At 67.7% G+C, this 25,483-nt stretch carries 22 protein-coding genes; 3 read left to right on the top strand and 19 right to left on the bottom strand.

All coding sequences use genetic code 11. The features are described from left to right. Positions 1 to 13 precede the first annotated feature (13 nt). The 6 genes from BW990_RS05360 to BW990_RS05335 form a co-directional block, all read right to left on the bottom strand. Complete coding sequence (locus tag BW990_RS05360) at positions 14 to 241, bottom strand: GTA head formation protein, RCAP_rcc01685 family (protein WP_076445753.1); 228 nt, start codon at positions 239 to 241, stop codon at positions 14 to 16. Continuing rightward, positions 234 to 1,421 carry a phage portal protein gene (locus tag BW990_RS05355; RefSeq protein WP_076445751.1) on the bottom strand — a complete coding sequence of 396 codons (1,188 nt, stop codon included), beginning with the start codon at positions 1,419 to 1,421 and terminating at the stop codon, positions 234 to 236. Before BW990_RS05355 ends, BW990_RS05360 begins: the two co-directional genes overlap by 8 nt. A gap of 168 nt (positions 1,422 to 1,589) precedes the next feature. Beyond that, positions 1,590 to 2,858 carry a DNA-packaging protein gene (locus tag BW990_RS05350; protein WP_456114803.1) on the bottom strand — a complete coding sequence of 423 codons (1,269 nt, stop codon included), beginning with the start codon at positions 2,856 to 2,858 and terminating at the stop codon, positions 1,590 to 1,592. Next, positions 2,851 to 3,198, bottom strand: a complete 348-nt coding sequence (locus BW990_RS05345) for a hypothetical protein (protein ID WP_076445749.1) — start codon at positions 3,196 to 3,198, stop codon at positions 2,851 to 2,853. The genes BW990_RS05350 and BW990_RS05345 overlap by 8 nt, the downstream gene beginning before the upstream one ends. Before the next feature lie 174 nt (positions 3,199 to 3,372). Continuing rightward, on the bottom strand, positions 3,373 to 5,157 hold the full coding sequence (locus BW990_RS05340) for an SLC13 family permease (protein WP_076445747.1): 1,785 nt from the start codon (positions 5,155 to 5,157) through the stop codon (positions 3,373 to 3,375). Positions 5,158 to 5,226: 69 nt separating this feature from the next. Then, complete coding sequence (locus BW990_RS05335) at positions 5,227 to 6,051, bottom strand: TIGR00282 family metallophosphoesterase (RefSeq protein ID WP_076445745.1); 825 nt, start codon at positions 6,049 to 6,051, stop codon at positions 5,227 to 5,229. Between the two features lie 422 nt (positions 6,052 to 6,473). Between BW990_RS05335 and cobT the strand changes: the two genes are divergently transcribed. The 3 genes from cobT (at position 6,474) to BW990_RS05320 (ending at position 10,673) form a co-directional block, all read left to right on the top strand. Further along, positions 6,474 to 8,348, top strand: a complete 1,875-nt coding sequence (gene cobT, locus BW990_RS05330) for a cobaltochelatase subunit CobT (RefSeq protein ID WP_076445743.1) — start codon at positions 6,474 to 6,476, stop codon at positions 8,346 to 8,348. A 120-nt stretch (positions 8,349 to 8,468) separates the two neighbouring features. After that, on the top strand, positions 8,469 to 10,274 hold the full coding sequence (locus tag BW990_RS05325; protein WP_076445741.1) for an aminopeptidase P family protein: 1,806 nt from the start codon (positions 8,469 to 8,471) through the stop codon (positions 10,272 to 10,274). A gap of 54 nt (positions 10,275 to 10,328) precedes the next feature. After that, entirely contained in the window at positions 10,329 to 10,673 is a 345-nt protein-coding gene (locus BW990_RS05320) for a DUF427 domain-containing protein (protein WP_076445739.1), read from the top strand. A gap of 67 nt (positions 10,674 to 10,740) precedes the next feature. Here BW990_RS05320 and BW990_RS05315 read toward each other — a convergent pair whose 3' ends face one another. The 13 genes from BW990_RS05315 to BW990_RS05255 form a co-directional block, all read right to left on the bottom strand. Further along, on the bottom strand, positions 10,741 to 12,429 hold the full coding sequence (locus tag BW990_RS05315; RefSeq protein ID WP_407690125.1) for a chloride channel protein: 1,689 nt from the start codon (positions 12,427 to 12,429) through the stop codon (positions 10,741 to 10,743). Positions 12,430 to 12,575: 146 nt separating this feature from the next. After that, positions 12,576 to 14,222, bottom strand: coding sequence for a DNA repair protein RecN (recN, locus tag BW990_RS05310; protein WP_076445736.1), 1,647 nt, complete (start codon positions 14,220 to 14,222; stop codon positions 12,576 to 12,578). A 35-nt stretch (positions 14,223 to 14,257) separates the two neighbouring features. Then, positions 14,258 to 15,145, bottom strand: coding sequence for an outer membrane protein assembly factor BamD (locus BW990_RS05305; protein ID WP_076445735.1), 888 nt, complete (start codon positions 15,143 to 15,145; stop codon positions 14,258 to 14,260). Positions 15,146 to 15,280: 135 nt separating this feature from the next. Continuing rightward, a complete protein-coding gene (gene lpxC, locus BW990_RS05300; protein WP_076446356.1) occupies positions 15,281 to 16,201 on the bottom strand; it encodes a UDP-3-O-acyl-N-acetylglucosamine deacetylase in 921 nt (306 codons plus the stop codon). A gap of 208 nt (positions 16,202 to 16,409) precedes the next feature. After that, positions 16,410 to 18,035 carry a cell division protein FtsZ gene (ftsZ, locus tag BW990_RS05295; RefSeq protein ID WP_076445733.1) on the bottom strand — a complete coding sequence of 542 codons (1,626 nt, stop codon included), beginning with the start codon at positions 18,033 to 18,035 and terminating at the stop codon, positions 16,410 to 16,412. Between the two features lie 171 nt (positions 18,036 to 18,206). After that, entirely contained in the window at positions 18,207 to 19,541 is a 1,335-nt protein-coding gene (ftsA, locus tag BW990_RS05290; RefSeq protein ID WP_076445732.1) for a cell division protein FtsA, read from the bottom strand. A gap of 4 nt (positions 19,542 to 19,545) precedes the next feature. After that, positions 19,546 to 20,412: a cell division protein FtsQ/DivIB gene (locus tag BW990_RS05285; protein WP_076445730.1), complete on the bottom strand. Its 867-nt coding sequence runs from the start codon at positions 20,410 to 20,412 to the stop codon at positions 19,546 to 19,548. Continuing rightward, entirely contained in the window at positions 20,400 to 21,311 is a 912-nt protein-coding gene (locus BW990_RS05280; RefSeq protein WP_200798017.1) for a D-alanine--D-alanine ligase, read from the bottom strand. Before BW990_RS05280 ends, BW990_RS05285 begins: the two co-directional genes overlap by 13 nt. Positions 21,312 to 21,384: 73 nt before the next feature. Continuing rightward, a complete protein-coding gene (gene murB, locus BW990_RS05275) occupies positions 21,385 to 22,332 on the bottom strand; it encodes a UDP-N-acetylmuramate dehydrogenase (protein WP_076445726.1) in 948 nt (315 codons plus the stop codon). Between the two features lie 93 nt (positions 22,333 to 22,425). Continuing rightward, positions 22,426 to 22,680, bottom strand: coding sequence for a DUF2484 family protein (locus tag BW990_RS05270; protein WP_076445724.1), 255 nt, complete (start codon positions 22,678 to 22,680; stop codon positions 22,426 to 22,428). Then, positions 22,677 to 22,931, bottom strand: coding sequence for a DUF2484 family protein (locus BW990_RS05265; RefSeq protein ID WP_076445722.1), 255 nt, complete (start codon positions 22,929 to 22,931; stop codon positions 22,677 to 22,679). The genes BW990_RS05270 and BW990_RS05265 overlap by 4 nt, the downstream gene beginning before the upstream one ends. A 3-nt stretch (positions 22,932 to 22,934) precedes the next feature. Continuing rightward, complete coding sequence (murC, locus tag BW990_RS05260; protein WP_076445720.1) at positions 22,935 to 24,338, bottom strand: UDP-N-acetylmuramate--L-alanine ligase; 1,404 nt, start codon at positions 24,336 to 24,338, stop codon at positions 22,935 to 22,937. Beyond that, positions 24,335 to 25,444 (bottom strand): UDP-N-acetylglucosamine--N-acetylmuramyl-(pentapeptide) pyrophosphoryl-undecaprenol N-acetylglucosamine transferase, encoded by a 1,110-nt coding sequence (locus BW990_RS05255; protein ID WP_076445718.1) that lies wholly within the window; start codon positions 25,442 to 25,444, stop codon positions 24,335 to 24,337. The genes murC and BW990_RS05255 overlap by 4 nt, the downstream gene beginning before the upstream one ends. Positions 25,445 to 25,483 lie beyond the last annotated feature (39 nt).

The following is a 25,483-nucleotide window of genomic DNA, read 5'->3' as shown; positions in this document are numbered from 1 at the left end:
CTTCCTTGGCCCGTCAGGGCGTGACACTCATCAGACCCTGCACGCCTTGCGCGGCGATGGTGGCCATGACCCCGTAGACGGCGAGCCAGAGCCGGCGTTCGAGCCGCTCCATCAACGCCTCGATCCGGTCGAGCCGCGCCGCGAGGTTGCGGAATTGCAGGTCCGACAGCCGCTCATGGGCCTCGAGCCTTAGGCCCGGCGCGCATTCGAACCGTTCGGGGGTGATGCGCGGCTCATTCATTCCCGGGCTCCGCCAGCGGAGGCAGACCTAGGATGCGGCGCTTTTCCTCCGCGCTCAGGAAATCGGCGCCTGCGACCCGGGCCCATTGCTGGTCCCGCTCGGCGGCAAGCGCCGAGACCTGATCGAGATCGGGCTTCAGCTCGAACGCCTCGCCCGATTGCGCCGAAAGCCAGGTGCCGAGCGTCGCCGCGACACGGGTGGCCAAGGGCAGCACCGTCAGGCGGTAAAAGGCCCGGTGCGCTTCCTGGTAATTGGCGAAGGTCGCCTCGCCGGGAATGCCGAGCAGCATCGGCGGCACCCCGAACGCGACCGCGATTTCGCGCGCGGCGGCCTCCTTGGACTTGTGGAATTCCATGTCCGAAGGCGAAAAGCCCATCGGTTTCCAGTCGAGCCCGCCTTCGAGCAGCATCGGACGGCCCGCATTGCGCGCGCCCATGTGATGGGCCTCCATCTCGCCCACGAGCCGGTCGTATTGCTCGGGCGAGAGCGTGCCGTAACCGTCCCCGCCGCTATAGACGATCGCCCCCGATGGTCGCGCCGCGTTGTCCAGAAGCCCCTTCGACCAGCGCGACGCGGAATTGTGCACGTCGAGCGCCTGCGCCGCCGCCTGCATCGGCGACAGGCCGTAATGGTCGTCCTGCGGGTTGAATGACTTGATGTGGCAGATGGGCGCTGTCTCACCGGTCATGTCGAAGCGGTGCTTGCGCGCGCCGACGCTGTATTCGTAGGCGACGGGCCAGCCGTCATTGCCCGGGATCAGCCGCATCCGGTCCGAACGCAGGACATGCAGCTCGAAAGGCAGGCCGGTCGTGCCGCCATTGACCGCCTCGAGATATCCATCGCCGGAGAGAAGAAGCTGGCCGTAAAGCGCCTCCAGCAGCTCCGCCCGCCCCTGGCCGGGATTGGGATTGGTCAGCAGGCTCAGCGCGGGGTGCATGTCATAGCGCCGCTCCGCGTCCTGCAGGACCAGCGGCAGCGCGGCGGCGGCCTCGGCGATCAGCTTGACCGCGCGAAAGCCCACCGGGTTTCCGGAAAAGCCGGTCTTGGTCAGCGACACGGTATCCCGCGGGCTCCAGGCGACGCGGCCCGAGCTGGCATAGGCGATGACAGGACCGGTGGCGGATGCCTTGGTCTCGGGGATCGCGGGCTGGGCCGGGCCACGAAAAAGCTGAAACACCATGCGGGCGCACTCCTGGTTGCTGGCAGCGGGCCTGAGCCCGAAGCCGGTTCGTGTCGTGGCGTCGGGGAGGCCCGTCTGCCGTTGAATGAAGGTGTAACGACGGGGTCTTAATGGCCCTTGAGGCGTGCGACCGCCCGAGGGGGGCCGCACGCAACGGCGAGGCGTTTTCTACAGCCCCCGCAGGCCCGGACGCGCCGTTCTGGTGTTGCGCAGCATCAGATCGGTCAGCGCCCAGACCAGCGCATCGACCCTGTCGGGCGAGCCTGCGCCGTCGTATCCCGCCTGCGTCATGCGGCACATCTGCTCTTCGAGGATGCCGAGGCCGCGTAGATGCTGCACGCGCCCGCGTTCGTAAAGCGCGGCCACCGGTTCGGCCCGGGCGGTCTTGCCGCGCGCCGCGTGCACCTTGGTCACCGCCACGTTCGGATCGACGGTGCGCAGAACTTCCTCGACCATGTCGCCGCCCTGATTGACCTCGGCCACGAGCCTGTCCGCGTCCCAGCGCGCCATCGCCGCGATGGCCGCCTCCGCCCAGGCGGCCGGGCGGACGCCCTGAACCGTGGCATCCTCGAGCACGACCGCGTTGCCCTCATGCGTCAGCCCGGCCACCACGATCCCGCAGGCATCCGACCCCACATGCGCCGTGGTCGGCGGATCGACCGCCACGACGATACGCACCAGCGGCGGCACCTTGGCGATGTGTCCCGACTCGATCATCGCCGCCGTCCACAGCGCGCCCTCCGCCTCTTCGATCAGCAGACCGTCCAGCTCCTGCCGGCCGAGCCGCGTGTCGCCGTATCGCGCGCGCACCTCCTCGAGGAACGACGGCGCAAGGTTGGCGCGGTTCGCCTCGGTCGCGGCATGGGTGACCACGGTGCTCTTGCGGGTCAGAAGCTCCTTCAGGACGGACGCGTTGCGCGGCGTCGTGGTCACGCAGACCCGCGGATCCTGCCCCAGCCTGAGACTGAATTGCAGCATGTCCCAGACCGCTTGGCCCTTTTTCCACTTCGCCAGTTCGTCTGCCCAGGCGCCGTCGAATTGCGGGCCGCGCAGCGCTTCGGGCTCATGCGCGGAGAACGCCATCGCCTCGGCGCCGTTGGGCCAGACGAGGCAATGCCGCGTCGCCTGCCAGACCGGGCGCCGGTCGGGCGGGCAGCAGGCGAGGATGCCGCTATCCCCGAAGATCATGACCTCGCGGACCTGATCGCGCGTCTCGCCCAGAAGGGCGATGCGGCGGCAGCGACCGGCATCGAGGGGGCGTGCCCCCTCGACCTGGCGGCGCACCCATTCGGCGCCCGCGCGGGTCTTGCCCGCGCCCCGCCCGCCCATGATGACCCAGGTCTTCCAGGGGCCCTCGGGCGGCAACTGGTGCTCCATCGCCCAGATTTCGAAGAGGTAGGGCAGCGCGATCTGCGTGCCGAGACCCAGTTCAGTCAACAAGGCCACCCGTGCAGCCGCATTTTGGCAGGCGCGCGAGGCGGCACTGGATCTCGGCGCGGGACTTTTCGAGATCGAGTCCCCAGGACCCCTGGATACCGGCTTTTTCCCGTTCGATTTTGACAAGTTCCGCCTCCGTTTCCCGCACTTGCCGCAGCCAGTAGCGTGCTTCCTCGAGCAGCCGCTTGGCCTCGGCCTTATCCTCCCTCGTCATCTGTTCAGCGCGCACCTTGGTCTTGAGATCGTTCAGTGCCGCCCGCAATTCCTTCAGCGTTTCGAGGAATTCTTGCCGTTCCTCTTCCAGCGCCGAAGCTCGTGTTTCGGGGGTAATCAGACTCATTTCCGCTCGGTCCTTGTTAAGGGGTCGATGCGCACACGGCGGCGCGGCAAGGGCGTTGCCGTCGGGGCGCAGGCACCGTTCGCACGATGTCCATGCTGTTCTACGAAATAAGGGTCCGGAATATCTTACAGGCGCGCGCGGCGCGGTTGGACAAGTGCTAGAAATCCCGGGCGATCAGGGGGTCAGCGGCCAGATCAGCGGGATGAGGGCCGAGGCCACGACACCGATCAGGATGTTCATCGGAACACCCACCCGCAGGAAATCGGTGAAGCTGTAGCCGCCCGGCCCGTAGACCAGCGTGTTGGTCTGGTAGCCGATGGGCGTGGCGAAGGCGCAGGACGCGGCGACCATCACCGCGATCACCAGCGGGCGCGGATCGATGCCCAGCGCCTCGGCGAGCGATATGGCGATGGGCGTCATCACCACCGCCACCGCGTTGTTTGAGACCAGCTCGGTCAGAAGGCTCGTCAGGCCGAAGACCGCAAGAACCACGAACATCCCGTCGAGACCCGCCATCCAGGGCGCCACCCAGCCAGCGATCATCTCGACCGCGCCGGTCTCGTCCAGCGCTGCGCCGATGGCGAGCATGGCGAAGATCAGCGCCAGAAGCTGGCCCTCGACGAAAGAGAACGCCTCGTCCGCATCGATGCAGCGGGTCAGCAGCACCACCGCCACCGCCACGACCGCAAGCGCCAGGATCGGCGCGACGCCGAGGGCCGAAAGCACCACGATGCCCGCCAGCGCGCCCAGCGCCAGCGGCGCATGTCCCCGCCGGAACGCCCGCGCCGAGGGCCGCGCGACATCGACGAGCGCCATTTCGTCCGCCAGCCGTTTGATGTCGTCGGGCGCACCTTCCAGCAGCAGGGTGTCCCCCACCCGCACCACCAGATCGTCGAGCTGGCGGCCGATATTCTGGTTCCGGCGATGCACGGCCAGCGGATAGACCCCGAACCGGCGCCGCAGGCGCAGCGCGCCCAGCGACCGCCCCACCATCTTGCAGCCCGGCGAAATGAGCGCCTCCACCGTCGTGGTCTCGACCGACGAGACCTGATCGACGCGCTTCAGCGACTTGTTGCGCTGCAGGCTCAGGATTTCGGTCATCTGGGTGCGCAGCACGATCCGGTCACCGACCGCCAGTTTGACATCCTTGAGGTTGCGCCGGAGCGACTCGTCACCGCGGATCACGTCCACCAGCCGCACGCCGTCGCGCTTGAAGAGCTGCACGCTGAGCACGTCGCGCCCGATCAGGTTGGAATCGGGCGGCAGCACGACCTCGGTGAAGAATTTCATCCGCGACCGGTCCGACAGCATGCCCGCCATGCTCTTGCGGTCGGGCAGCAGGATCGGCCCCAGCAGGAACAGGTAGGCCATGCCCACCAGCACGAGCACGAAGGCGAGCGGCGTGATCTCGAAGATGGTGAAGGGCTCCATGCCCCGGGCCCGCGCGACACCGTCGACGAGCAGGTTCGTGGACGTGCCGATCAGCGTGAGGGTGCCGCCCAGGATCGCCGCATAGCTGAGCGGGATCAGCAGCTTCGACGGCGCGACGCCCAGCGTGCGCGACAATTGCACGAAGATGGGCAGCATGACGACCACGACGGGCGTGTTGTTCATGAAGGCCGATGCCAGCACCACCACCGCCATGATCCCGAGCATGGCGGTCTTCGGGTGCCGCTCCGCCCGGGCCTGCGCGTAGCTGGTGAACGCATCGAGCGCCCCCGTGCGCACCAGCGCCCCCATGACGATGAACATCGCCGCGATGGTCCAGGGCGCGGGGTTCGACAGCACGGCCAGCGCGCTGTCATAGGGCAGGATGCCCAGCACCAGAAGTGCCGCGACACCGCCCATGGCCACCACTTCCACCGGGTAGAGCTCGGAGACGAACAGCACCAGCATCACCAGGATCACGCCCATGGTGATATATGCGGCTGTCTCCTGGCCGAACTGAAAAAGCTCCATCTCTGCGCTATCCCGGCGTCGCTGAAGCGCCATTGTGACGATTGCGATCCCGCCCGACAAGGCGTTGCGTCATCGCGCGGGTTCGGGCCCCGCAGGGCTGAGCCGACCGCCCTGCCGGACCATCGCGATCTCCGTGGCGCGGCCGGTGCGGTCGTCGGTCTGCACGTAGACGCCCGACAGCGTCGCCTCGCCGAGCGCCGGCTGGAACCGCGCTTTCGGCATGCCGGTGATGAAGCGCCGCAGCGGCTCTTCCTTGTCCATGCCGATGACCGAATCGTAATCGCCGCACATGCCCGCATCGCTGAGATAGGCGGTGCCGCCCGGCAGGATCTGCGCATCCGCCGTGGGCACGTGGGTATGGGTGCCGACAACGAGGCTCGCCTTGCCCGCGCAGAATTGCCCCATGGCCATCTTCTCGGACGTCGCCTCGCAATGGACATCCACCACGATGGCCTGCGCGCGTCCGCCCAGCGGATGGGCTTTCAGCACCCGCTCGACATGGCTGAACGGATCGTCGAAGGGCCGCTTCATGAAGACCTGCCCCAGCACCTGCAGCACCAGAACCTTGCGGCCGCGGCGATCCTCGAAGAGCCGGAAGCCCCGCCCCGGCGCGACCTTGGCGTAATTCAGCGGCCGGATGATGCGCGTCTCGCTCTCGGCCGCCTGCAGCATGTCCTTCTGGTCGAAGGCGTGATCGCCCAGCGTCACGCAATCGGCGCCGGCATCGAACAGAAGCTGCGCATGCGCCGCGGTCAGCCCGGCCCCGTTCGAGGCGTTCTCGCCATTGACCACCACGAAATCGAGGCCCCAGTCCTGCCGCAAGGCGGGCAGGCGGTCCTGCACGGCCTGCCGGCCGGCGCGCCCCATGACATCTCCGAGAAATAGCAGTTTCATGGAAACCGGAGTGAGTGAGCCGCGCCGCTTTTGCAAGTCTCTTTCGCGGGCGCGCGCGGACCCGCGCCCCGCCTCCTGCCGCGGCCCAACACGGCCCCCGCTATGACCCGCCCTGCGGCTCTTCCTCCGACGCCCCTCTCACGATCGGACCAAAAATACCTCCGGAGAGCACGAGAGGCAGCGCCTCTCGTCGCCCGCGCGCGGGCGCTTGCCCCGCGCGCAAAAACCGCCCGAACGCCCCCCCATCGCGCGACACCGCCACCGGCACCCCGCCTGGCATCCGGCCGGAGCCTCGGCGCCGCCCTCACAGCCCGCATGCACGCTTGCAGCGATCCCGCCCCGCTTTATCTCCCGGGAAACGGCCCCGGCCATCACCGAGCCCGCCCCTTGCCTTTCGCCGCATCACGGAGGAGAAAGATGCCATGTCCAAAAGCTCCGACAATCCCGCCGATCCTTTCAAGAAGGCGCTCGCCGAAGCGACCAAGGTGATGGCGCACGATCCCGACCTGACGGTCAGCTACACGGTCGATCCGTCCGGCGTGTCGGGCGATGCGATGCGCCTGCCGCAGGTCTCGCGCCGGATGGGCCGCGACGAGGTGTTGCTGGCGCGCGGCACCGCGGATGCGCTGGCGCTGTACCGGCGCTACCACGATGCCGGCACCCATTCGAAATACGCCCCCCAGGGCGACATGGCGCGCGAGATCTACGAGGCGATGGAAACCGCCCGCTGCGAGGCGGTGGGCGCGCGGGACATGCCCGGCACGGCGGGCAATATCGACGCCAGGATCGGTCACGACGCGCTGCGCAAGGGGTATGACCAGGTCAAGGACGCCTCGGACGTGCCGTTGCCGCAGGCGCTCAACTACCTCGTCCGCCACCTCGCCACGGGCCGCGACCTGCCGCCCGCCGCGCAGAACGTGATGGAGCTCTGGCGCAACCATATCGAGGACAAGGCCGGCACCACGCTCGAGAACCTCGAGGGCAAACTGACCGACCAGTCGGAATTCTCGCGCTTCACCCGGAAGATGATCACCGATCTGGGCTATGGCGACCAGCTTGGCGACGACCCCGACGATCTCGACGACGAGTCCGAGGAGGCCGCCGACGAGGGCGGCGAGGAGCAGGAAGAACAGAACGAAGGCGACGATGATTCCGGCGAGGACGACGCCGAGGCCTCGCCCGAGCAGAGCCAGGAACAGACCCAGGATGCCAGCCAGGCCCAGGTCTCGATGGAGGATGTGGGCGAGCAGGACGACACCGACGAGATCGAGATGCCCGAGGGCGAGGCCCCGCTCGAGCCGCCCGCGCCGCAGCCCGTCTCGGATGCCGATCCGAATTACCGCGTCTACACCGCCGAATTCGACGAGGAGATCCGCGCCGAGGAATTGGCCGAACCCGCCGAGCTCGAACGCCTGCGCGCCTATCTCGACCAGCAGCTCGATCCGCTGAAGGGGGCCGTGTCGCGGCTTGCCAACAAGCTGCAGCGCCGCCTTCAGGCCCAGCAGAACCGGTCATGGGAGTTCGACCGCGAGGAAGGCATCCTCGATGCGGGCCGCCTCGCGCGCGTCGTCGCCAACCCCACGACGCCGCTCAGCTTCAAGGTCGAGAAGGACATGGAGTTCCGCGACACCGTCGTGACGCTCCTGCTCGACAATTCGGGCTCGATGCGGGGCCGGCCCATTTCCATCGCGGCCATTTGCGCCGACGTGCTCGCCCGCACGTTGGAGCGCTGCGACGTGAAGGTCGAGATCCTGGGCTTCACCACCCGCGCCTGGAAAGGCGGGCAGAGCCGCGAGAAATGGCTGAATTCGGGCCGCGAACAGCAGCCCGGCCGCCTCAACGATCTGCGCCACATCATCTACAAGGGGGCCGACGCGCCATGGCGGCGTGCACGCGCCAATCTGGGCCTGATGATGAAAGAGGGGCTTCTGAAGGAGAATATCGACGGCGAGGCGCTGGAATGGGCGCATCGGCGCATGGCCGGGCGCCCCGAGGCGCGCAAGATCCTCATGGTGATCTCGGACGGCGCGCCGGTGGACGATTCCACCCTATCGGTGAACCCCGCCAATTACCTCGAAAAGCACCTGCGCGACGTGATCGCCATGGTCGAGCGCCGCCGCCAGGTGGAGCTTCTGGCCATCGGCATCGGCCATGACGTGACGCGGTATTACGATCGTGCAGTCACCATCACCGATGTCGAACAGCTGGCCGGTGCCATGACCGAACAGCTGGCCTCGCTCTTCGACAGCGACCCGCGCGCGCGCGCCCGGTTCAAGGGGATCAAGAAAGCGTCCTGACCGACTCCGCGCGATGACGCGCATGGATGGCAACACCCCGGTCGATCAGCCCTGCGGCAATAGCCCGGCTCGGGCGCCACGTATTTGGCAAGAGGCAAAGCAGAAAAGGTGTCGTCTCCCGTGAGTGATCCCGCGTATTTCCAGACCTTCGTCGAAACCGCGCGGCCCGAACAGGGTCCGCCCCGCCTGGCCGCCTTGCGCGCGGAGATGGCCGATATGGGCCTCGACGGCTTCATTGTGCCGCGCGCCGATGCCTTTCAGGGTGAATACGTGGCGCCGCATGACGACCGGCTGGCCTGGCTGACGGGCTTTACCGGTTCCGCCGGTCATTGCGTGGTTCTGGCCGAGAAGGCGGGCGTCTTCGTCGATGGCCGCTACCGGCTGCAGGTCCGCAACCAGGTCGCCGAAGACTATACGCCCGTCGATTGGCCCGAGATCTCGCTGGCCGAGTGGATCAATGCGCAGGCCGCGCAGGGCGCACGGATCGGCATTGATCCCTGGCTGCTCAGCGTGGACCAGGCGGAGCGGCTTGAAGGCGATCTCGACAATGCGCGGCTGGTGCGCACGGACAACCTCGTGGACCGGGTCTGGCCGAACCAGCCCGCCCCGCCGATGGGCCCCGTGACCGCCCATCCCGTGCAGCTTGCAGGCGAGGCGCATGGCGACAAGATCGCGCGCCTCGCGCAAACGCTCGCGCCCGCCGATCACGCGGTGATCACCCAGCCCGACAGCCTCGCCTGGCTCTTGAACATCCGCGGCTCGGACATTCCGCGCAATCCGGTGCCGCACGGTTTCGCGGTCCTGCACGCGACGGGCAGGGTCAGCCTGTTCATGGCCGCCGCCAAGCTGACCGCCCTCGGCGAGCATCTGGGCGATGCGGTGACGCTGCATGGGCCCGAGGATTTCCTCGCGGCCCTCGCGGGGCTCGAAGGCGTCGTCGGGATCGATCCGGCAACCTGCCCGCTGGCGGTGCTCGACGCGCTCGAGGCCGCCGAGATCGAGGTGCACCGCGCCGACGATCCCTGCCTGCTGCCCAAGGCCTGCAAGAACCCGACCGAGATCGCCGGCGCCCGCGCCGCCCATCACCGGGACGGTCAGGCGATGTGCCGCTTTCTCGCCTGGCTCGACCGCACCGCGCCCGGCGATCTGCACGAAACCGATGTCGCCCGCCGCCTCGAGACGTTCCGGCGCGAGACCGGCGCGCTCCTCGACATTGCCTTCGAGACGATCTCGGGCGCCGGGCCGCACGGCGCCATCGTGCATTACCGCGTCACCGAGAAAACCGATGCGCCGATCGAGGCGGGTCAGCTGCTGCTGGTCGATTCCGGTGGGCAGTATCGCGACGGCACCACCGACGTCACCCGGACCATCGCGATCGGCGCGGTCGGGGATGAGGAATGCCGCAACTATACCCGCGTTCTCAAGGGGATGATCGCGGTCAGCCGGTTGCGCTGGCCCGCGGGCCTTGCCGGGCGCGACATCGACCCCTTCGCGCGCCAGGCGCTTTGGCAAGCCGGGCTCGATTACGGGCACGGCACCGGGCACGGCGTCGGCGCCTACCTTTCGGTGCATGAGGGCCCGCAACGCATTGCGCGCACCGGGCAGGTGCCGCTGAAACCCGGCATGATCCTGTCCAACGAGCCCGGCTTCTACCGCGAAGGCGCCTATGGCATCCGCATCGAGAACCTCGTCGTGGTGCAGAAGGCGGCAGAGCTTCCGGGGCAGACGGTCGCAGAGATGTTGTCCTTCGAGACGCTGACCTATGTCCCTCTCGACCGCAGGCTGATCGTGCAGGAGATGCTGACGCGCGACGAACGCGACTGGATCGACGAGTATCATGCGGAGTGCCGGACGCGCCTCGCGGAAGGGCTCGATCCCGAAACCCGTCTCTGGCTCGAGGCGGCGACAGCCCCGCTGGGTGCGTGACAAGACGACCCTGCAGACCGCAGGGTAGGAAAAAATCGAATCAAGGAGACAGGGATGGCCGACGATATCATGATCCGCCCGGCAGACGGCACGTGGGTGGTCCGCGCAGGCGGCGCCGTGATCGGCGAAAGCAACGCCGCACTCGAACTGACCGAGGGAAACCACGATCCGGTGATCTACTTCCCGAGGGAAGATATCGGCATGGCCTTTCTCGACCGCACCGATACCACGACGACCTGCCCCGAGAAGGGTGTCGCATCCTATTATTCGATCATGTCGAAATCGAGAACCTATGACGACGCGGTCTGGACCTACGAGGAACCGAAAGACGCGGTCGCCAAGATCAAGGACCACCTCGCGTTTCACGTCCAGGACGGGGTGACGGTCGAACAGCTCTGAAACCCGGTGCTCGGGATGCGCTGCGGCGACCCGGGCGCAGCAATTCGGCGCTTGCCCGGCGACCTGATCAGCTGTGCTCTTCCGCCGCCGTTGCGGCCAGCGCGCGGTTATAGGCCTTCAACGCATCGACATGGAACAGCGCGCCCTGCAGGATGGGCGTGTCGCTTTCCGGCGCGCGCTTGATGACCGGCAGGAAGGCCACGCCGGACTTCTCGAACAGCGGCAGCGCGGTCTCCAGCGTCGAGGTCGTGTTCACGTAAAGCTCCTGTTCGATCATCTCGTGACAGGCCTGCTCATCCGCCGCCTTCAGGTCGGTGGGTTTGCGCATGACGCCCGAGACGCCGAACATCGCGAGCAGGTAGGCTTGCGGCCCCGCCGCCAGATGCACGTTGCGCCGTTCGAGCTGGCTGAGAAAGAACGACCGGTGCACTAGCCGCGAGGCGACGGCGGTCGACATCGACACCGACACCATCACCGCGAGGCCCGTCTGCCAGTCGCCCGTCAGTTCGAAGACGATGAGCGTGGTCGAGATGGGCGCGCCCAGCACCGCCGCGGCCACGGCCCCCATGCCCGCCAGCGCATAGAGCGTCGACGAGCCGGACTGGTTCGGGAAGACGCCCGTCGCGATCAGCCCGAAGGCCAGCCCGGTCAGCGCCCCGATCATCAGCGACGGCGAGAAGACCCCGCCGCCCATCCGACCCGCCATCGTGATCGCCAGCGCGACCACCTTCAGCACCGCGAAGATGATCGCCTCATGCGTCAGCAGGTTGCCGGTCAGCGCCAGCGAGGTCGTCTCGTACCCAACCCCGATGATATGGGGGTAGAAGATCGCGAGCGCGCCAAGCAGCACACCCGCCACGGCGGGCCGCAGGAACAGCGGCAGGCCGAGCTTGCGTTGCAACTCCGTGCCCCAATCGTCGGCCACGAAGATCGCGCGCATGGTGATGACCGCGATCAGCCCCGCGAGCAGGCCGAGGATCAGGAAGGCGGGCAGTTCGAGGTAGAATTCCACGGTGGTGGTGCCGGGCAGGCGGAACTCGGTCACGTCGCCGAAGGTCAGCCGGTTGATGACCGTGCCCGCCGCGCTCGCCACCACGATGGGGGCGAAGGCGTGCAGCGCGAAATGCCGCAGCACGACCTCGAGCGCGAAGAGCGCGCCGGCGATGGGCGCATTGAAGCTCGCCGAGACCGCCGCCGCCACGGCGCAGCCCAGAAGGTCGCGGCCGGTGATGCCGTCCACCCGAAGCACGTTCGAGACCCAGCTCGCGATCATCGCCGCGATATGCACGACCGGCCCTTCCCGTCCCGACGAGCCGCCGGTCGACAGCGTGATCCACGAACAGAGTGCCGAGGCGATGCCGGCCTTCTTCTCCACCCGCCCGTCGTTCAGCGCCGCCCCCTCGATCACGTCGGCGACGCTGCGCACGCGGCCATCGGGCGTGAAGTAATGCACGATCACACCCACCGTCACGCCGCCCAGCACCGGGATCGCCATGACGAAGTACCACGGCAGCGTCTCGGCGAAGCTCGCCAGCGTGTTGGGATCCTCGATGCCGTAGAGGGCGGTCTGCAATTCCTCGATGGCGAGCCGGAACAGGATCGCGGCAAAGCCCGCCGCGATGCCGACCGCCAGCGCGATGAACCAGAATTGAATCTGCCCGGGACCTTCGTGCCGCAGCAAATCCCAGCCGCGACCGCAGGAGGTCGTCAGGCTCTTCATATGCCGCGCGAAGAAGGCTTGCTCCGTCATATCCACCGCATCGGGCTGAGGGCGTGCCCTCTCAATAAGCCATTCTGGAGATTGGATGAAAGGGCTCGCGGTGCATTTCACGCCGACTTGCGGCGCACCGGCACGCGTTCAGGTCGATCCGGCGCAAAACCCGGGCACCGGGTGATGCGCCTTCAGCCGTAAAGCAACGCCCGGGCTGCCGCGCGGGCCTCGTCGGTGACCGTGTCGCCCGCCAGCATCCGCGCGATTTCATCCTCCCGCGCCGCGGGATCGAGCGGCACGACGGTCGAGGTCGTCTCATCGTCGCGCACGCTTTTCGCCACCTGCCAATGGTGTGCGCCAAGCGCCGCGACCTGCGGCGAATGCGTCACCACGAGGACCTGCCCGCCTTCGGACAATTGCGCAAGGCGCCGGCCCACCGCATCCGCCGTGGCGCCGCCCACGCCGCGGTCGATCTCGTCGAAAATCATCGTGCGGCCCGCCTCGCCTTCCGCAAGGCAGACCTTCAGCGCCAGCAGGAAGCGGCTGAGTTCCCCGCCCGAGGCGATCTTGTTGAGCGGCCCCGCCGGCGCTCCGGGATTGGTGGCCACCGTGAAGACCACGTCGTCGCGGCCCTCGGGACCCGGATCCGCCTCGGCGATCTGTGTGGCGAACACGGCGCGCTCCATCTTCAGGGGCGCAAGCTCGGTGGTCACCGCCCGGTCGAGCCGCGAAGCCGCGTCGCGCCGCAGGGCCGTCAGCGCACCGGCCGCGGCATCATAGGCCGCGTCCGCATCATTCAGCGCACTGCGCAGGGCCGAGATGTCGTCGGCTCCCCGATCCAGACGCCCGAGCCGTCCGCGCAGGCTCTCCGCAAGCTCGGGCAGCGCATCGGGCTGGACGTTGTGCTTGCGCGCGAGCCCCCGGATCGCGAAGAGTCGTTCCTCCGTCGCCTCGAGCTCGCCCGGATCGAAGCGCAGGCCGTCAAGGCAGGCCTCGACCCCCGACACCGCCTCGCCGAGTTCCACCATGGCCCGTTCCAGCGCCGCGACCGGCGCATCGACGCCGCCCTCGGCCCGGTCCGCCACGCCTTCGAGCCAGCGCAGCGCATCGCCCATGGCGCGTTCGGCGCCGTCCGAGAGCGCCTCGCCCGCGCGCTGGATATCCGCGCGGATCTTCTCGGCGCCCTGCATCCGGCGGCGCGCGGCATCAAGCTCGGCATCCTCGCCGGGCGCCGGTGCCAGCGCATCGAGTTCCCCGACCGCGTGGCGCAGGAAATCCTCCTCCGCGCGCATCTCCGCAAACTCCGCCTCGGCCTTCTGCAAGGCGCGCGCCGCCTCCGCCCGGGCCCGCCAGGCCGCGCGCGTCGCGCCCAGTGCCTCGGACGCCTCGGCGAAATCATCCAGCAGATGCCGATGCCCGCGCGGGTTCAGAAGCCCGCGGTCGTCATGCTGGCCATGCAGTTCCACCAGCGTCTCCGACAGACGGCGCAGCACCTCGCCCGAACAGCGGCGATCATTGACCCAGGCCGTTTTGCGGCCGTCCCGCGCATTGACCCGCCGCAGAAGCAGGCTGTCCTCCACCGGCAGACCCGCGTCGGCGAGAACGGCGCGCGCCGGATGATCGGGACCAAGATCGAATTCCGCCAGCACCTCGCCCTGATCCGCGCCGCAGCGCACCAGCTCCGCCCTCCCGCGCCATCCCAGCACGAAACCCAATGCATCCAGCAAGATCGACTTGCCCGCGCCGGTTTCGCCGGTCAGCACGTTGAGACCGGGCTGGAAGGCCAGGTCCAGCCGGTCGATGATCAGCATGTCACGGATTTCGAGTGCGCGTAGCATTCGTTCACCCCGAAGGATGCGCGGTCAGGCGCACCTTACAGCCATTCGCCCTTGACGGTCTGGCGGTAGATGCGCGCGAGCCAGTTGTCCCCGCGCGCCCGCATCTCCAGCCCCTGCCCCGTCAGGAGCGCGAAGCTGTCCTCGTACCATTCTGTCGATTGGTAATTGTAGCCCAGGATCGCGCCCGCCGTCTGCGCCTCGTCGGTGAGGCCGAGCGACAGATAGGCCTCCACCAGCCGGTGCAGCGCCTCGGGCGTGTGGGTCGTGGTCTGGAAATCCTCGACCACCACGCGGAAGCGGTTGACCGCCGCCGCGTAATGCTGGCGCTTCAGGTAGTAGCGCCCGATCTCCATTTCCTTGCCCGCGAGATGGTCGAAGGCGAGGTCAAATTTCAGGATCGACGAGCGGGCATATTCGCTTTCCGGGTAGCGTTCGATCACCGTGCGCAGGGCCTGCAACGCCTGGAAGGTCAGGCCCTGGTCGCGGCCCACTTCCTCGATCTGGTCGTAATAGCTGAGCGCGAGGAGGTATTGCGCATAGGCCGCGTCGTCGTCGAGCGGATAGAAATCGATGTAACGCTGCGCGGCGGAGCGGCTGTTCTCGTAATCGCGATCCTGATGATAGGCGAAGGCCTGCATGATCAGCGCGCGCTTGGCGAATTCGGAATAGGGATAGAGCCGTTCGACCTCGGCGAAGAATTCCGCCGCGTCCTCGGGGCGCCCGCGATCAAGCTCGAACTCGCCGCGCTCGAAGATTTGCTGCGCGGTGAAATTTTCCAGCGGCTGGTTGGCGGGGTTCGGCTCGGCGGCGCGGAAGAAGTTGCCAACGCTCGATCCCACCGAATTGACCGCGCCGCATCCCGACAGCGAAAGTAAGAGACACCCTGCAACGAGTGCGGTCTTCACTGTCCTGCCCCCTGCCATGCCCGATCACCTTCGTCCGTCTCGGCGGGCTGTACCGCCCGGTTCAGCCACGGTCCTAGCACAGAAAATTCCGGTGCAAAACGCCTTAACGGCAAATCGGCGAAGGGGCACATCACGTCCCGGTCGGCGCCCGGATCAGGCGACCGCCGGCATCTCCGCGAGGGCCACGCCCGCACCCGGCAGATAGCTGCGAGTGACGGGGTCGCACATCCCCATGCGGTAAGCGCCATCGGTGGTGAACAGCGCCTCGAGCAGCATGTTCGTCATCGAGTGGCCCGCGCGCACGCCGGTGTAGTGGCCGAGGATCGGCGCACCGGCGAGCGCGAGGTCGCCAAGCGCGTCGAGCATCTTGTGACGCACCGCTTCGTCCGCGTGGCGCAAGCCGCCCGGGCTCAGCACCCGGTCGCCATCGACGACCACGGCGTTCTCGTAGGTGCCGCCCAAGGCGAGGCCCTGCGCCTGCATCGCCTCGACATCGCTCAGGCGGCAGAAGGTGCGGCTGTCGCAGAGTTCGCGTACGAAGGCGCCGTTCGTGAGCGTGAGCGACTTGGTCTGCGCGCCGATGGCGGCATCCTCGAAGTCGATGTGGAATTCCATGGAGGGCGTCCGCGCGGGCTCCAGCCGGGCCCAGCCGTTCGGCGTCTCGACACTGACGGTGCGGGTCACCTCGATCGCGCGCACCGGCGCGTTCAGGCTCCGCAGCCCCCGCTCGAGGAAGGCCTTCACGAAGGGTGCCGCGCTGCCGTCGAGGATCGGCACTTCCGGTCCGTCGATTTCGATGAGGGCGTTATGGATGCCGCAACCGGCGAGCCCCGCCATGACATGTTCGATGGTGGAGACCGACACGCCCGCACGATTGACAATGCGGGTGCAGAGCGGCGTGCGCTCCGCGGCGTCCCAGCGCGCGGGGACCAGCGTGTCGCCGACCTCGATGTCGACGCGCTTGAACCAGATGCCGTGCTCGGCCACGGCAGGACGTACGACCATCCGCGCCTTGCGGCCCGAATGCAGGCCGAAGCCGTCGAATGTCACTGGCGTCTTGAGCGTGGTCTGCACACTTTTCTCCAAATCCGTTCGGGCACACTGCACCCGTTGGGGATGGAGTTAACGCCAGCACATCACGGTCTCAAATCAAGTATTACAACGGGCTGAAACATGCCCCGTGATCGATGGGCGAATCACCGCTTACACCCTGCAAGTCGTTGTTTTTTAACGAGAAACGCCCCCGCTTGGCGGGGGCGTTCAGGCCGGATTGTGACCGGATTCAGTTGGCCTGACGGCGCAGGAAAGCGGGAATTTCGATGCGGTCCTGATCTTCCTCGTCCTGCCGGTCGGAGACCGGATCGGGATGCTGGGCGTGCATCGGCGGCTGCGTCCGCCGCGCGGGCGCCGCGCTCTCGGCGCCGTGACCGGTCATCCGGTTGATCAGCGAATTGATCCCGAAACGGGGCTTTTCACCTTCGGGCTGACGGGCCTGCGGACGCGGTGCCGGACGCGCGGGCGTTTCGGCGCGGGCGCGCTCGGCGGCAGCCTGAAGCCGGGCCAGAGTGTCGGCCGACGGCGTGCCCGGCGAATGGGCTCGCGGCGCCACGAAGGCTTCGGGTTTTTTGTCGAAGCTGGCGGCGCGGGGCTGCGCGGCCGCCGGGCGCGGCTGGTAGGCCGGCGGCGGCAGGCCGTCATCCTCCACGGCGCGCTCTTCCTCGAAGATGTGCTCCATCTCGTCCTCGGCGGCGGCGCGCTGGGTGTCGAGTTCGGAGAAGAGCGACGGCTCGTCCTCTTCATAGCCCGCATCCACCGCGGTCCGCGCGGCGACGGGGGCCGGTGCGGCAGGGGCTTCGGCGGCGACCGGGGCTTCCGCCTCGACGGCCTGCTTCAGCGGCTCGGAAAGCTTTCGGCGCGGCACTGCCATTTCGGAAGCGCCCTCGGTGGCGTCGATGCCGGTCGCCACGACGCTGACCCGCATCTGCCCCTCGAGGCTGTCGTCAAGCGTGGAGCCCACGATGATGTTCGCGTCCGGGTCGACCTCTTCGCGGATGCGGTTGGCGGCCTCGTCCAGCTCGAACAGGGTCAGGTCGTGCCCGCCGGTGATGTTGATCAGGACGCCCTTGGCGCCGCGCAGGCTGATTTCGTCCAGCAGCGGGTTGGCGATGGCCTTCTCGGCGGCCTGGATGGCACGATCTTCGCCGTCGGCCTCGCCGGTACCCATCATCGCCTTGCCCATCTCGTCCATCACTGCGCGCACGTCGGCGAAATCGAGGTTGATGAGGCCCGGACGGACCATCAGGTCGGTCACGCCCTTCACGCCCTGGTAGAGCACGTCATCGGCCATCGAGAAGGCCTCGGTGAAGGTGGTGCGCTCGTTCGCCAGCCGGAACAGGTTCTGGTTGGGGATGATGATCAGCGTGTCGACGACCTTCTGCAGGGCCTCGACGCCCTCCTCGGCCTGCTTCATGCGCTTGGCGCCTTCGAACTGGAAGGGCTTGGTGACGACACCCACGGTCAGGACGCCCAGCTCACGCGCGGCCTGCGCGATGATCGGCGCCGCACCGGTGCCGGTGCCGCCGCCCATGCCGGCGGTGATAAAGCACATATGTGCACCGGCGAGGTGATCGACGATCTGCTCGATGCTTTCCTCGGCCGCCGCCGCGCCGACGCTGGCGCGCGCCCCGGCGCCCAGGCCCTCGGTGACCTTCACGCCCAGCTGGATCGAGGTATGCGCCCGGCTCTGCTGCAGGGCCTGCGCGTCGGTGTTGGCCACCACGAAATCGCACCCGTCGAGCGATTTCTCGATCATGTTGTTCACGGCGTTGCCGCCTGCCCCGCCCACACCGAACACGGTGATGCGCGGCTTCAGCTCGTCGTGCCCGGGCACGGAAAGGTTCAAAGTCATCGCTAATCCGCCTGCTTGTTGTGGACCGTTCGGGCCCTTTTTCGCCTGTTCCCGCCCAGTATTAACGCCGACGGCACGTTTCGTCACCATAAAAACAGCGATTTTCCACCAAATGTGGCATTTTCTAGCCGGTTTTTCGCGGCATTTCGCCGATCTGTCGACATGTTGCGTCTACCAGTTGTCCCGGAACCATTTTACCGCCCGCTGAAAGGATTTCGCGGGCAGCCGGTCGACCGGAATCTCGAAGTCCCACCATTCGTCCTGCGGATGGGCGGCAAAGAGGCAGAGACCCACCGCGCTGGAGAAACCCGGCCCCGTCGCGGCCTGCGGCAAGCCGTGCACCCGCATCGGGCGCCCGAGCCGCACCTGCTGGCCGAGGATCTTCGCCGCGAGCCCGTCGAGCCCGGGGATCTGGCTGCCCGCGCCCGTCAGCACGATCTGCTGGGAGGGCAGATGATCGAACCCCGCCGCATCGAGCCGCGCGCGCACCTCCTCGAGGATCTCCTCGACGCGCGGGCGCATGATGCCGATCAGCTCGGCGCGGCTCACGGTGCGCCGGTCATGTTCCCAATCGCCGGTCTCGCCGCCGATCTCGATCATCTCGCGGTCGTCCATGCCGGTGGCGACGACGCCGCCGTAGAAGGTCTTGATCCGCTCGGCCGTGGCCATCGGCACCTGCAGGCCCATCGAGATGTCGGAGGTGATGTGATCGCCGCCCATGCGCACCGCATCGGCGTAGATCATGTGTTTCTTGATGAAGATCGACAGGCCCGTCGCCCCGCCGCCCAGATCGATCGAGGCCGCGCCCAGCTCCTGCTCGTCCTCGACCAGCGACGCGATACCGCTGGTATAGGCCGAGGACGCGAGGCCCGCGAGCTCGAGGTCGCAGCGCTTCACGCAATGGGCGAGGTTCTGGATCGCCATGCCGTCGACCGTCAGCATGTGCATGTCGCAGGCAAGGTCCTGCCCGATCTGTCCACGCGGATCGCTGAGACCCGAGCGGTGATCGAGCGCGAAGTTCACCGGCTGGGCATGCAGCACTTCGCGGCCATCGCCGAAATCCGGCACATCGCAGGCCGAAAGCACCCGCGCCACGTCCTGCTCGCTGACCTGGGTGCCTTCCAGCTCCACCTGCCCCGCCAGACCGTAGGAGCGCGGATCGGCGCCCGAGAAACAGGCGATGACATGGTCGACCCGGATCTGCGCCATCTTCTGCGCGGCCTGCACGGCGGTGCGAATCGCGCGCTCGGTCTCGTTCATCGCGGCGATCTCGCCGAAGCGGACGCCGCGCGACCGCGTCGTCGCCGCCCCGATCACCCGGAACCCGGATTGCCCGGCGAGCGAGCCCACGCCCTCCGCCTCCAGCTCCCGGCCGGTGCCGTCGAACCGCAGGATCAGGCAGGCGATCTTGGACGAGCCCACATCCAGCACCGCGACCATACCCCGCTGCATCGCCGCCTTGCGCATGTTCCGCATGGCCCGTTGGGATTCATAGAGCTCGATCATGGCGTCAGTTGCCCCCTGCCTCGATTTGCCTGATGCGCCAGAGGTCCTCCAGCGCGCTTTGTGTCATCCGGAGCGTTGGCCGCTCTCTCAGCCGCAGGTCGACGGCGACGATGTCGCGCGCCAGCATGTCGACGGCTTGGTCCATGGCGATGGCGCGTTCCAGCGCGCGCACCGCGCCCGTTTCGGGAAGCAGGATCCGCTGTCCACGGTCCAGCACGACGTCCCAGCGCCGTTCGCCCATCCGCTCGAGCCCGCGCAGCCGGTGCATCAGCGGACCCGCCGCCGCCACGAGCCGCAGCGCTTCGTTCACGTGCTGGTCGGCGCCCGCCCCCGCGATCACCGGCAGGTCGGGATGCTCGGCACGCTCGGCAACCGGGCCGGTCATGACGCCCTCGCGGTCCAACAATTCGAGCCCTGCCTCGGTCCGCCACAGGACGACCGGTTCGCGCTTGCGCACATTGACCTGCAGCACGCCGCCCTGGCGCACGAACAGGCTCGCGGATTTCACCGCGTCGAGCCCAGTGATCGTCCGCCGCATCTGGTCGAGATCGAGATCGAAGGAGGAGACCGGGAAATCCAGCGGCACGATCTCGCGGATATCCGCGTCGATGGACGGGTCGGCGCCGTCGATCGCCATCAGCTCGACCATGAATTCCGGCCGTTCCTGAATGGCCGCGCGCGCATCCACATAGGCCAGCACGATCCATTCGCGGTTTTCCTCGTAGGAGAGCCACCAGCTGGCCGCACCGAAGGTCAGCGCGAAGGGCAGACCGACGCGCAGCAAGAGCCGGTAGAACGGCGTCAGCATCATCCGCTCGACGCGGTATTTCAGCCGCGAGGGCGCCGGATCGAAACGCGTCACCTCTGACATGAGGCATCCTCCACCATCCAGCGGCAGAACTGCCCGAAGGTGAGCCCGGCCATCTGCGCCTGTTCGGGCGACAGCGAGGTCGGCGTCATGCCCGGCTGGGTGTTGGTCTCGAGCAGCACGAGCCCTGCGAGGCCCTTGTCCTCGTCCCAGCGGAAATCGGTGCGGCTGACGCCCCGGCAGCCCAGCGCGGCATGCGCGCGGATCGCGAAATCGCAGCAGGCCGCGGTGATCTCGTCGGGCACGTTGGCGGGGCATTCATGGCGCGACCCGCCGGGCTTGTACTTGGCGTCGTAATCGTACCAGCCCTCGGTGATGATGTCGGTCACCCCCAGCGCCCGGTCGCCCATCACGGTCGTGGTCAGCTCGCGGCCCGGCGCGAAGGCCTCGACCATCACGGTCTGCGGCATCTCGGGCGCCAGTTGCGGCGGCGCGGCGCCCGCCTCCACCAGGTAGACCCCCACCGAGGAGCCCTCGTTATAGGGCTTCACCACGTAGGGCGGCGGCATCACATGCCCGGCCATCACCTCGGCCTTCGACGCAAGGCGGCTCTGCACGACGGGCAATCCGTGGGCGCGATAGACGTCTTTGGTGCGCTCCTTGTCCATGGCCAGCGCGGAGGCCAGGACACCGGAATGGGTATAGGGCAGACCCTGCCATTCCAGCAGACCCTGCACGCAGCCATCCTCGCCCCAGCGGCCATGAAGGGCATTGAACACGACATCGGGAGAAATCTCGGACAGACGCGAAACGAGGTCGGGGCCCGCATCGACCTCGACCACGTCAAAACCTTCTGTCCGCAAAGCGGCGGCACATTCCTTGCCGGAACTCAGCGACACCTCCCGCTCCGCGGAAGGTCCACCCATGATGACCGCCACTTTGGGGTGTGCCCTGCTCGACATCCCCAAAACTGCCTCTGTGCGGGGCTTGGCCCCTTTTTCCCGGCCCTGCCGCCTGCCTGCGGCGCGGACCTGTTCAGCGGGGCTTTTCGCCCTCTGTCTCAGGCGCCGGATCTCCGACGCGCATGATTTCCCATTCTAGCTCTATTCCACTGGTTTGGAAAACCTTTTTTCGGACATCCTCGCCCAATCCTTCGAGGTCGGCCGCCGTGGCGCCGCCGGTATTGACGAGGAAGTTGGAATGCATCTCGCTCATCTGCGCCGCCCCGCGCCGCGCGCCGCGCATGCCCGCCTCGTCGATGACCTTCCAGGCCTTGAGGTCATGCACGTCATCCGCCCGCCCGGTGGAGGAATGCCCGGCCGGATTGCGAAAGGTCGAGCCCGCCGTGCGGTCCTTCGTGGGCTGCGTCGCGTCGCGCTTGGCAAGCTGCGCCTCCATGCGCTGCGTCAGCGCCTCGGGCGCGCCGCGCGGCCCCTCGAACACCGCCTCGACGATCACCATGCCCGCGAGCAGATCGGTCTGGCGATAGCGGAAATTCAGATCCTTCGCGGTCAGCGTCACGATATCGCCCGCGCGCGTGACGGCTTTCGCCTCGACGAAGACATCCGCGACATAGGCGCCGTAACAGCCCGCGTTCATCCGTACCGCGCCGCCAATGGCACCGGGGATGGTGCGCAGGAAGGTCAGGTCGATGCCGGCCTCGGCGGCCTTGCGCGCCACATGCGCATCGAGCGCGGCGGCGCCCGCGCGCACGCGGTTGCCCTCGACCGCGATGCCGTTGAACCCCCGGCCCATGCGGATCACCACCGCCCGCAGCCCGCCATCGCGCACGATCAGGTTCGATCCGACCCCCATCGGGAAAACCGGCATGTCCTTTGGCAGCGCCTTCATGAAATCGGCCAGATCGTCGATATCCGCGGGCTGGAAGAACCACTCCGCAGGCCCGCCCACGCGCAGCCAGGTCAGGTCGGCCAGCGCGCGGCCGGCGGTCAGTTTTCCACGGGGTTGCGGCATTGCAATCATGCGGTCCCTATCGCGCGAACCGGCCCGGGTTACAAGTCCGCGCACCCTGTCTTGCCTCTTGGAAAAATACGCGATCCAGCCGCGACCGCCCGCTCAGGTCTCCGCGCCGAAGCACCGCCGCAGCCACCGCCCGAGATAAAGCATCGGCCAGCGCAGGACGCTGGCGCCCGCCGCGAAGACCAGAAGCCCGATCCACGGTCCGTTCTCGTAGGTGACATAACCCAGAAGCGGGATGCCCACGGCGATCAGCACATAGGCGCGCTTCCAGTGATTGTCCCGCGACGGGATCATGGCGAGGATATTGGCCGACAGCGCCCAGAGCAGCGCAAGGACAAGCGACGTGGTCATTCCGGAACCTCCGGTTTGCGGCCGCGCAGACGCGCCCAGAAATACTTCAGCGGATTGCGGAACATCGACAGGAAGGCGGCAAGACCCGCGACCGCCCAGAGCGGGCCGATCGAGAACCCGATCCAGATCAGCAGAAGCGGCGCCGCGATCAGCAGCGCGATCCCGGGGATGTATTGATGCTTCATCGGCAGGCAGGCGGTGATCGTCGCCGCGATCACCCAGACGCATCCCGTCAGCAATGCCGGCGCCATGGCTCAGCCCTCCAGCCGCTTGGGCAAGTTGTTGGCCCAGGCCGAGATCGTGCCCGCGCCCAGGCAGACGACCATGTCGCCCGGACCCGTCTCCGCCCGGACCAGCGCCTCGAGGTCGTCTTCGTTGTCGATCGCATGCGCGCTGCGATGCCCGTGCCGGACAAGACCCGCGACCAGATCGTCCCGCGTGGCGCCCTCGATCGGGTCTTCGCCCGCGGCGTAGACATCGGCGATGGCCACGACATCCGCCTCGTTGAAGCAGCCGCAGAAATCGTCGAAGAGCGCATGCAGCCGCGAGAACCGATGCGGCTGGTGCACCGCGATCACGCGGCCCTTGGTTGCCTGGCGCGCGGCCTTCAGCACGGCCTGTATCTCCACCGGGTGATGGCCGTAATCGTCGATCACGGTCACGCCTCCAACCTCGCCCACGCGGGTAAATCTTCTGTTAACGCCGCCGAAAGCCGCCAGCGCGGTGCGGATCTCGGCGGGCTTCATGCCCAGATGCCGCGCCACCGCCACCGCCGAGAGCGCGTTCGAGACGTTGTGATCGCCGGGCATCGGCAGGGCGCAATCCTCGATCACGCGGCCCTCGGCCTGCAGCGCGATGTCGAAATGCGCCACGCCATCCTCGTAGCGCAGGTTGATCGCGCGCACATCGGCCTGGGTGTTGAAGCCGTAGGTCACGACACGCCGGTCGGTGACCCGGCCCACGAGGCGCTGGACCTCTTCGTGATCGGTGCAGCAGACCGCGAGACCGTAGAAGGGGATGTTGGAGACGAAATCGGTGAAGCCCTGCTTCAGCCGCTCGAAATCGCCCCAATGCTCCATGTGCTCGGGGTCGATATTGGTGACGATGGCGATTGTAGCAGGCAGGCGGTTGAAGGTGCCGTCGCTCTCGTCAGCCTCGACCACCATCCACTCGCCCTGCCCCATCCGCGCGTTCGAGCCGTAGGCGTGGATGATGCCGCCATTGATGACCGTAGGGTCGATCCCGCCCGCGACCAGAAGTTCGGCCACCAGCGTCGTCGTGGTGGTCTTGCCGTGGGTGCCCGCCACGGCGATGTTCGACTTGAGCCGCATCAGCTCCGCCAGCATCTCGGCGCGGCGGACGATGGGCAGTCCCGCGAGCCGCGCGGCATCAAGCTCGGGATTGCCCGGTTTGATCGCCGAGGAGATCACCACGACCTCCGCATTCTCGAGGTTCTTGGCGTTCTGGCCCACATAGACCCGCGCGCCCAAGCCCTCGAGCCGTTCGGTGATCTTCGAGGCCTTCAGGTCCGAGCCTTGCACGGTGTAGCCGAGGTTCAGCAGAACCTCGGCGATGCCCGACATGCCGATGCCGCCGATCCCCACGAAATGGATGGGGCCCACATCGGTCGGCAGTTTCGTGGCGGCGGCAGCATTCATCTGGAAGTGTCCTTGTCAGCGAGTGTCTCGACCATGGCGGCCAGCGCCTCGGCGGCGTCGGGTCTGCCGACGCTCAGCGCCGCCTGCGACATCTGCAAGGCGCCCTCGGGATGATCGAGCACGCTTCGGATGGCGTCCGTCATGGCCTCGACGGTCAGTTTCGATTCCGGCATGCGGATGGCCGCGCCCGCCTCGGTCAGGGCGCGCGCATTGGCCGATTGGTGGTCGCCGGTCGCGGCGGCGAAGGGGATCAGGATCGCGGGCCGGCCGATGACCGACAGATCCGCGACCGACGAAGCGCCGGAGCGCGAGATCACCAGTTGCGCCTCGCTCATCCGCGCCGGAATGTCGTGGAAAAAGGGGCGCACATCCGCATCGATGCCGTTCTCGGCATAGAAGGTCGCGACGCGCTCGCCGTCCTCCTCGCGGGCCTGGTGGCTGACCCGCAGGTGGCGCAGCATCTCCATCGGCAGCGCCGCGATCGCCGGCGGGACCACGTCCGACAGGATGCGCGCGCCCTGGCTGCCGCCGATCACCAGCAGCGACATCGGGTAATCGCCGGGCGCGATATAGGCCGCGCCCTGCCGGTCCTGCACGGCAAGACGGACGGGATTTCCGGTATGCACCGCCTCGACCCCCTCGGGCAGCGCGGTCGGCCAGGTGCCGCAGGCCACCGCGTCGACGCGGCGCGCGAAGATCTGGTTCACGCGGCCCAGAACGCCGTTCTGTTCGTGGATCATGCGCGGCAGGCGCAGCAGCGTCGCGGCCCCGAGCGCCGGGATCGAGGGATATCCGCCGAAGCCCACCACCACGTCGGGGCGGTCGCGCAGCATGCCGACGGCCATGCCGAGGATGCCGCCCGCCACCCGGAAGGGCACCAGCGCCTTCGACAGCAGCCCGCCGCGCGCGAAGGTCGCGCTTGAGACCTGCTCGATTTCCACCGAATGCGGAAAGCCGCCCGTATAGCGCGCGCCGCGCGCATCGGTCGACAGCTTCACCCGCCAGCCGCGGCGCAGCATCACTTCCGCGAGGCTCTGGGCGGGGAACATATGCCCGCCGGTGCCTCCGGCCGCGATCACGAGAAGGGGGCGGTCTTGCTGTGCCATCTGCGCGCTCCTTCGTCCCGTTGGCGCGTGGGCCGCGGC

The organism is Roseivivax lentus, from assembly GCF_900156805.1.
Lineage (GTDB): Bacteria > Pseudomonadota > Alphaproteobacteria > Rhodobacterales > Rhodobacteraceae > Roseivivax > Roseivivax lentus.
Note: the sequence above shows the minus strand (reverse complement) of the source record. Positions and strands in the feature narration are given on the sequence as shown.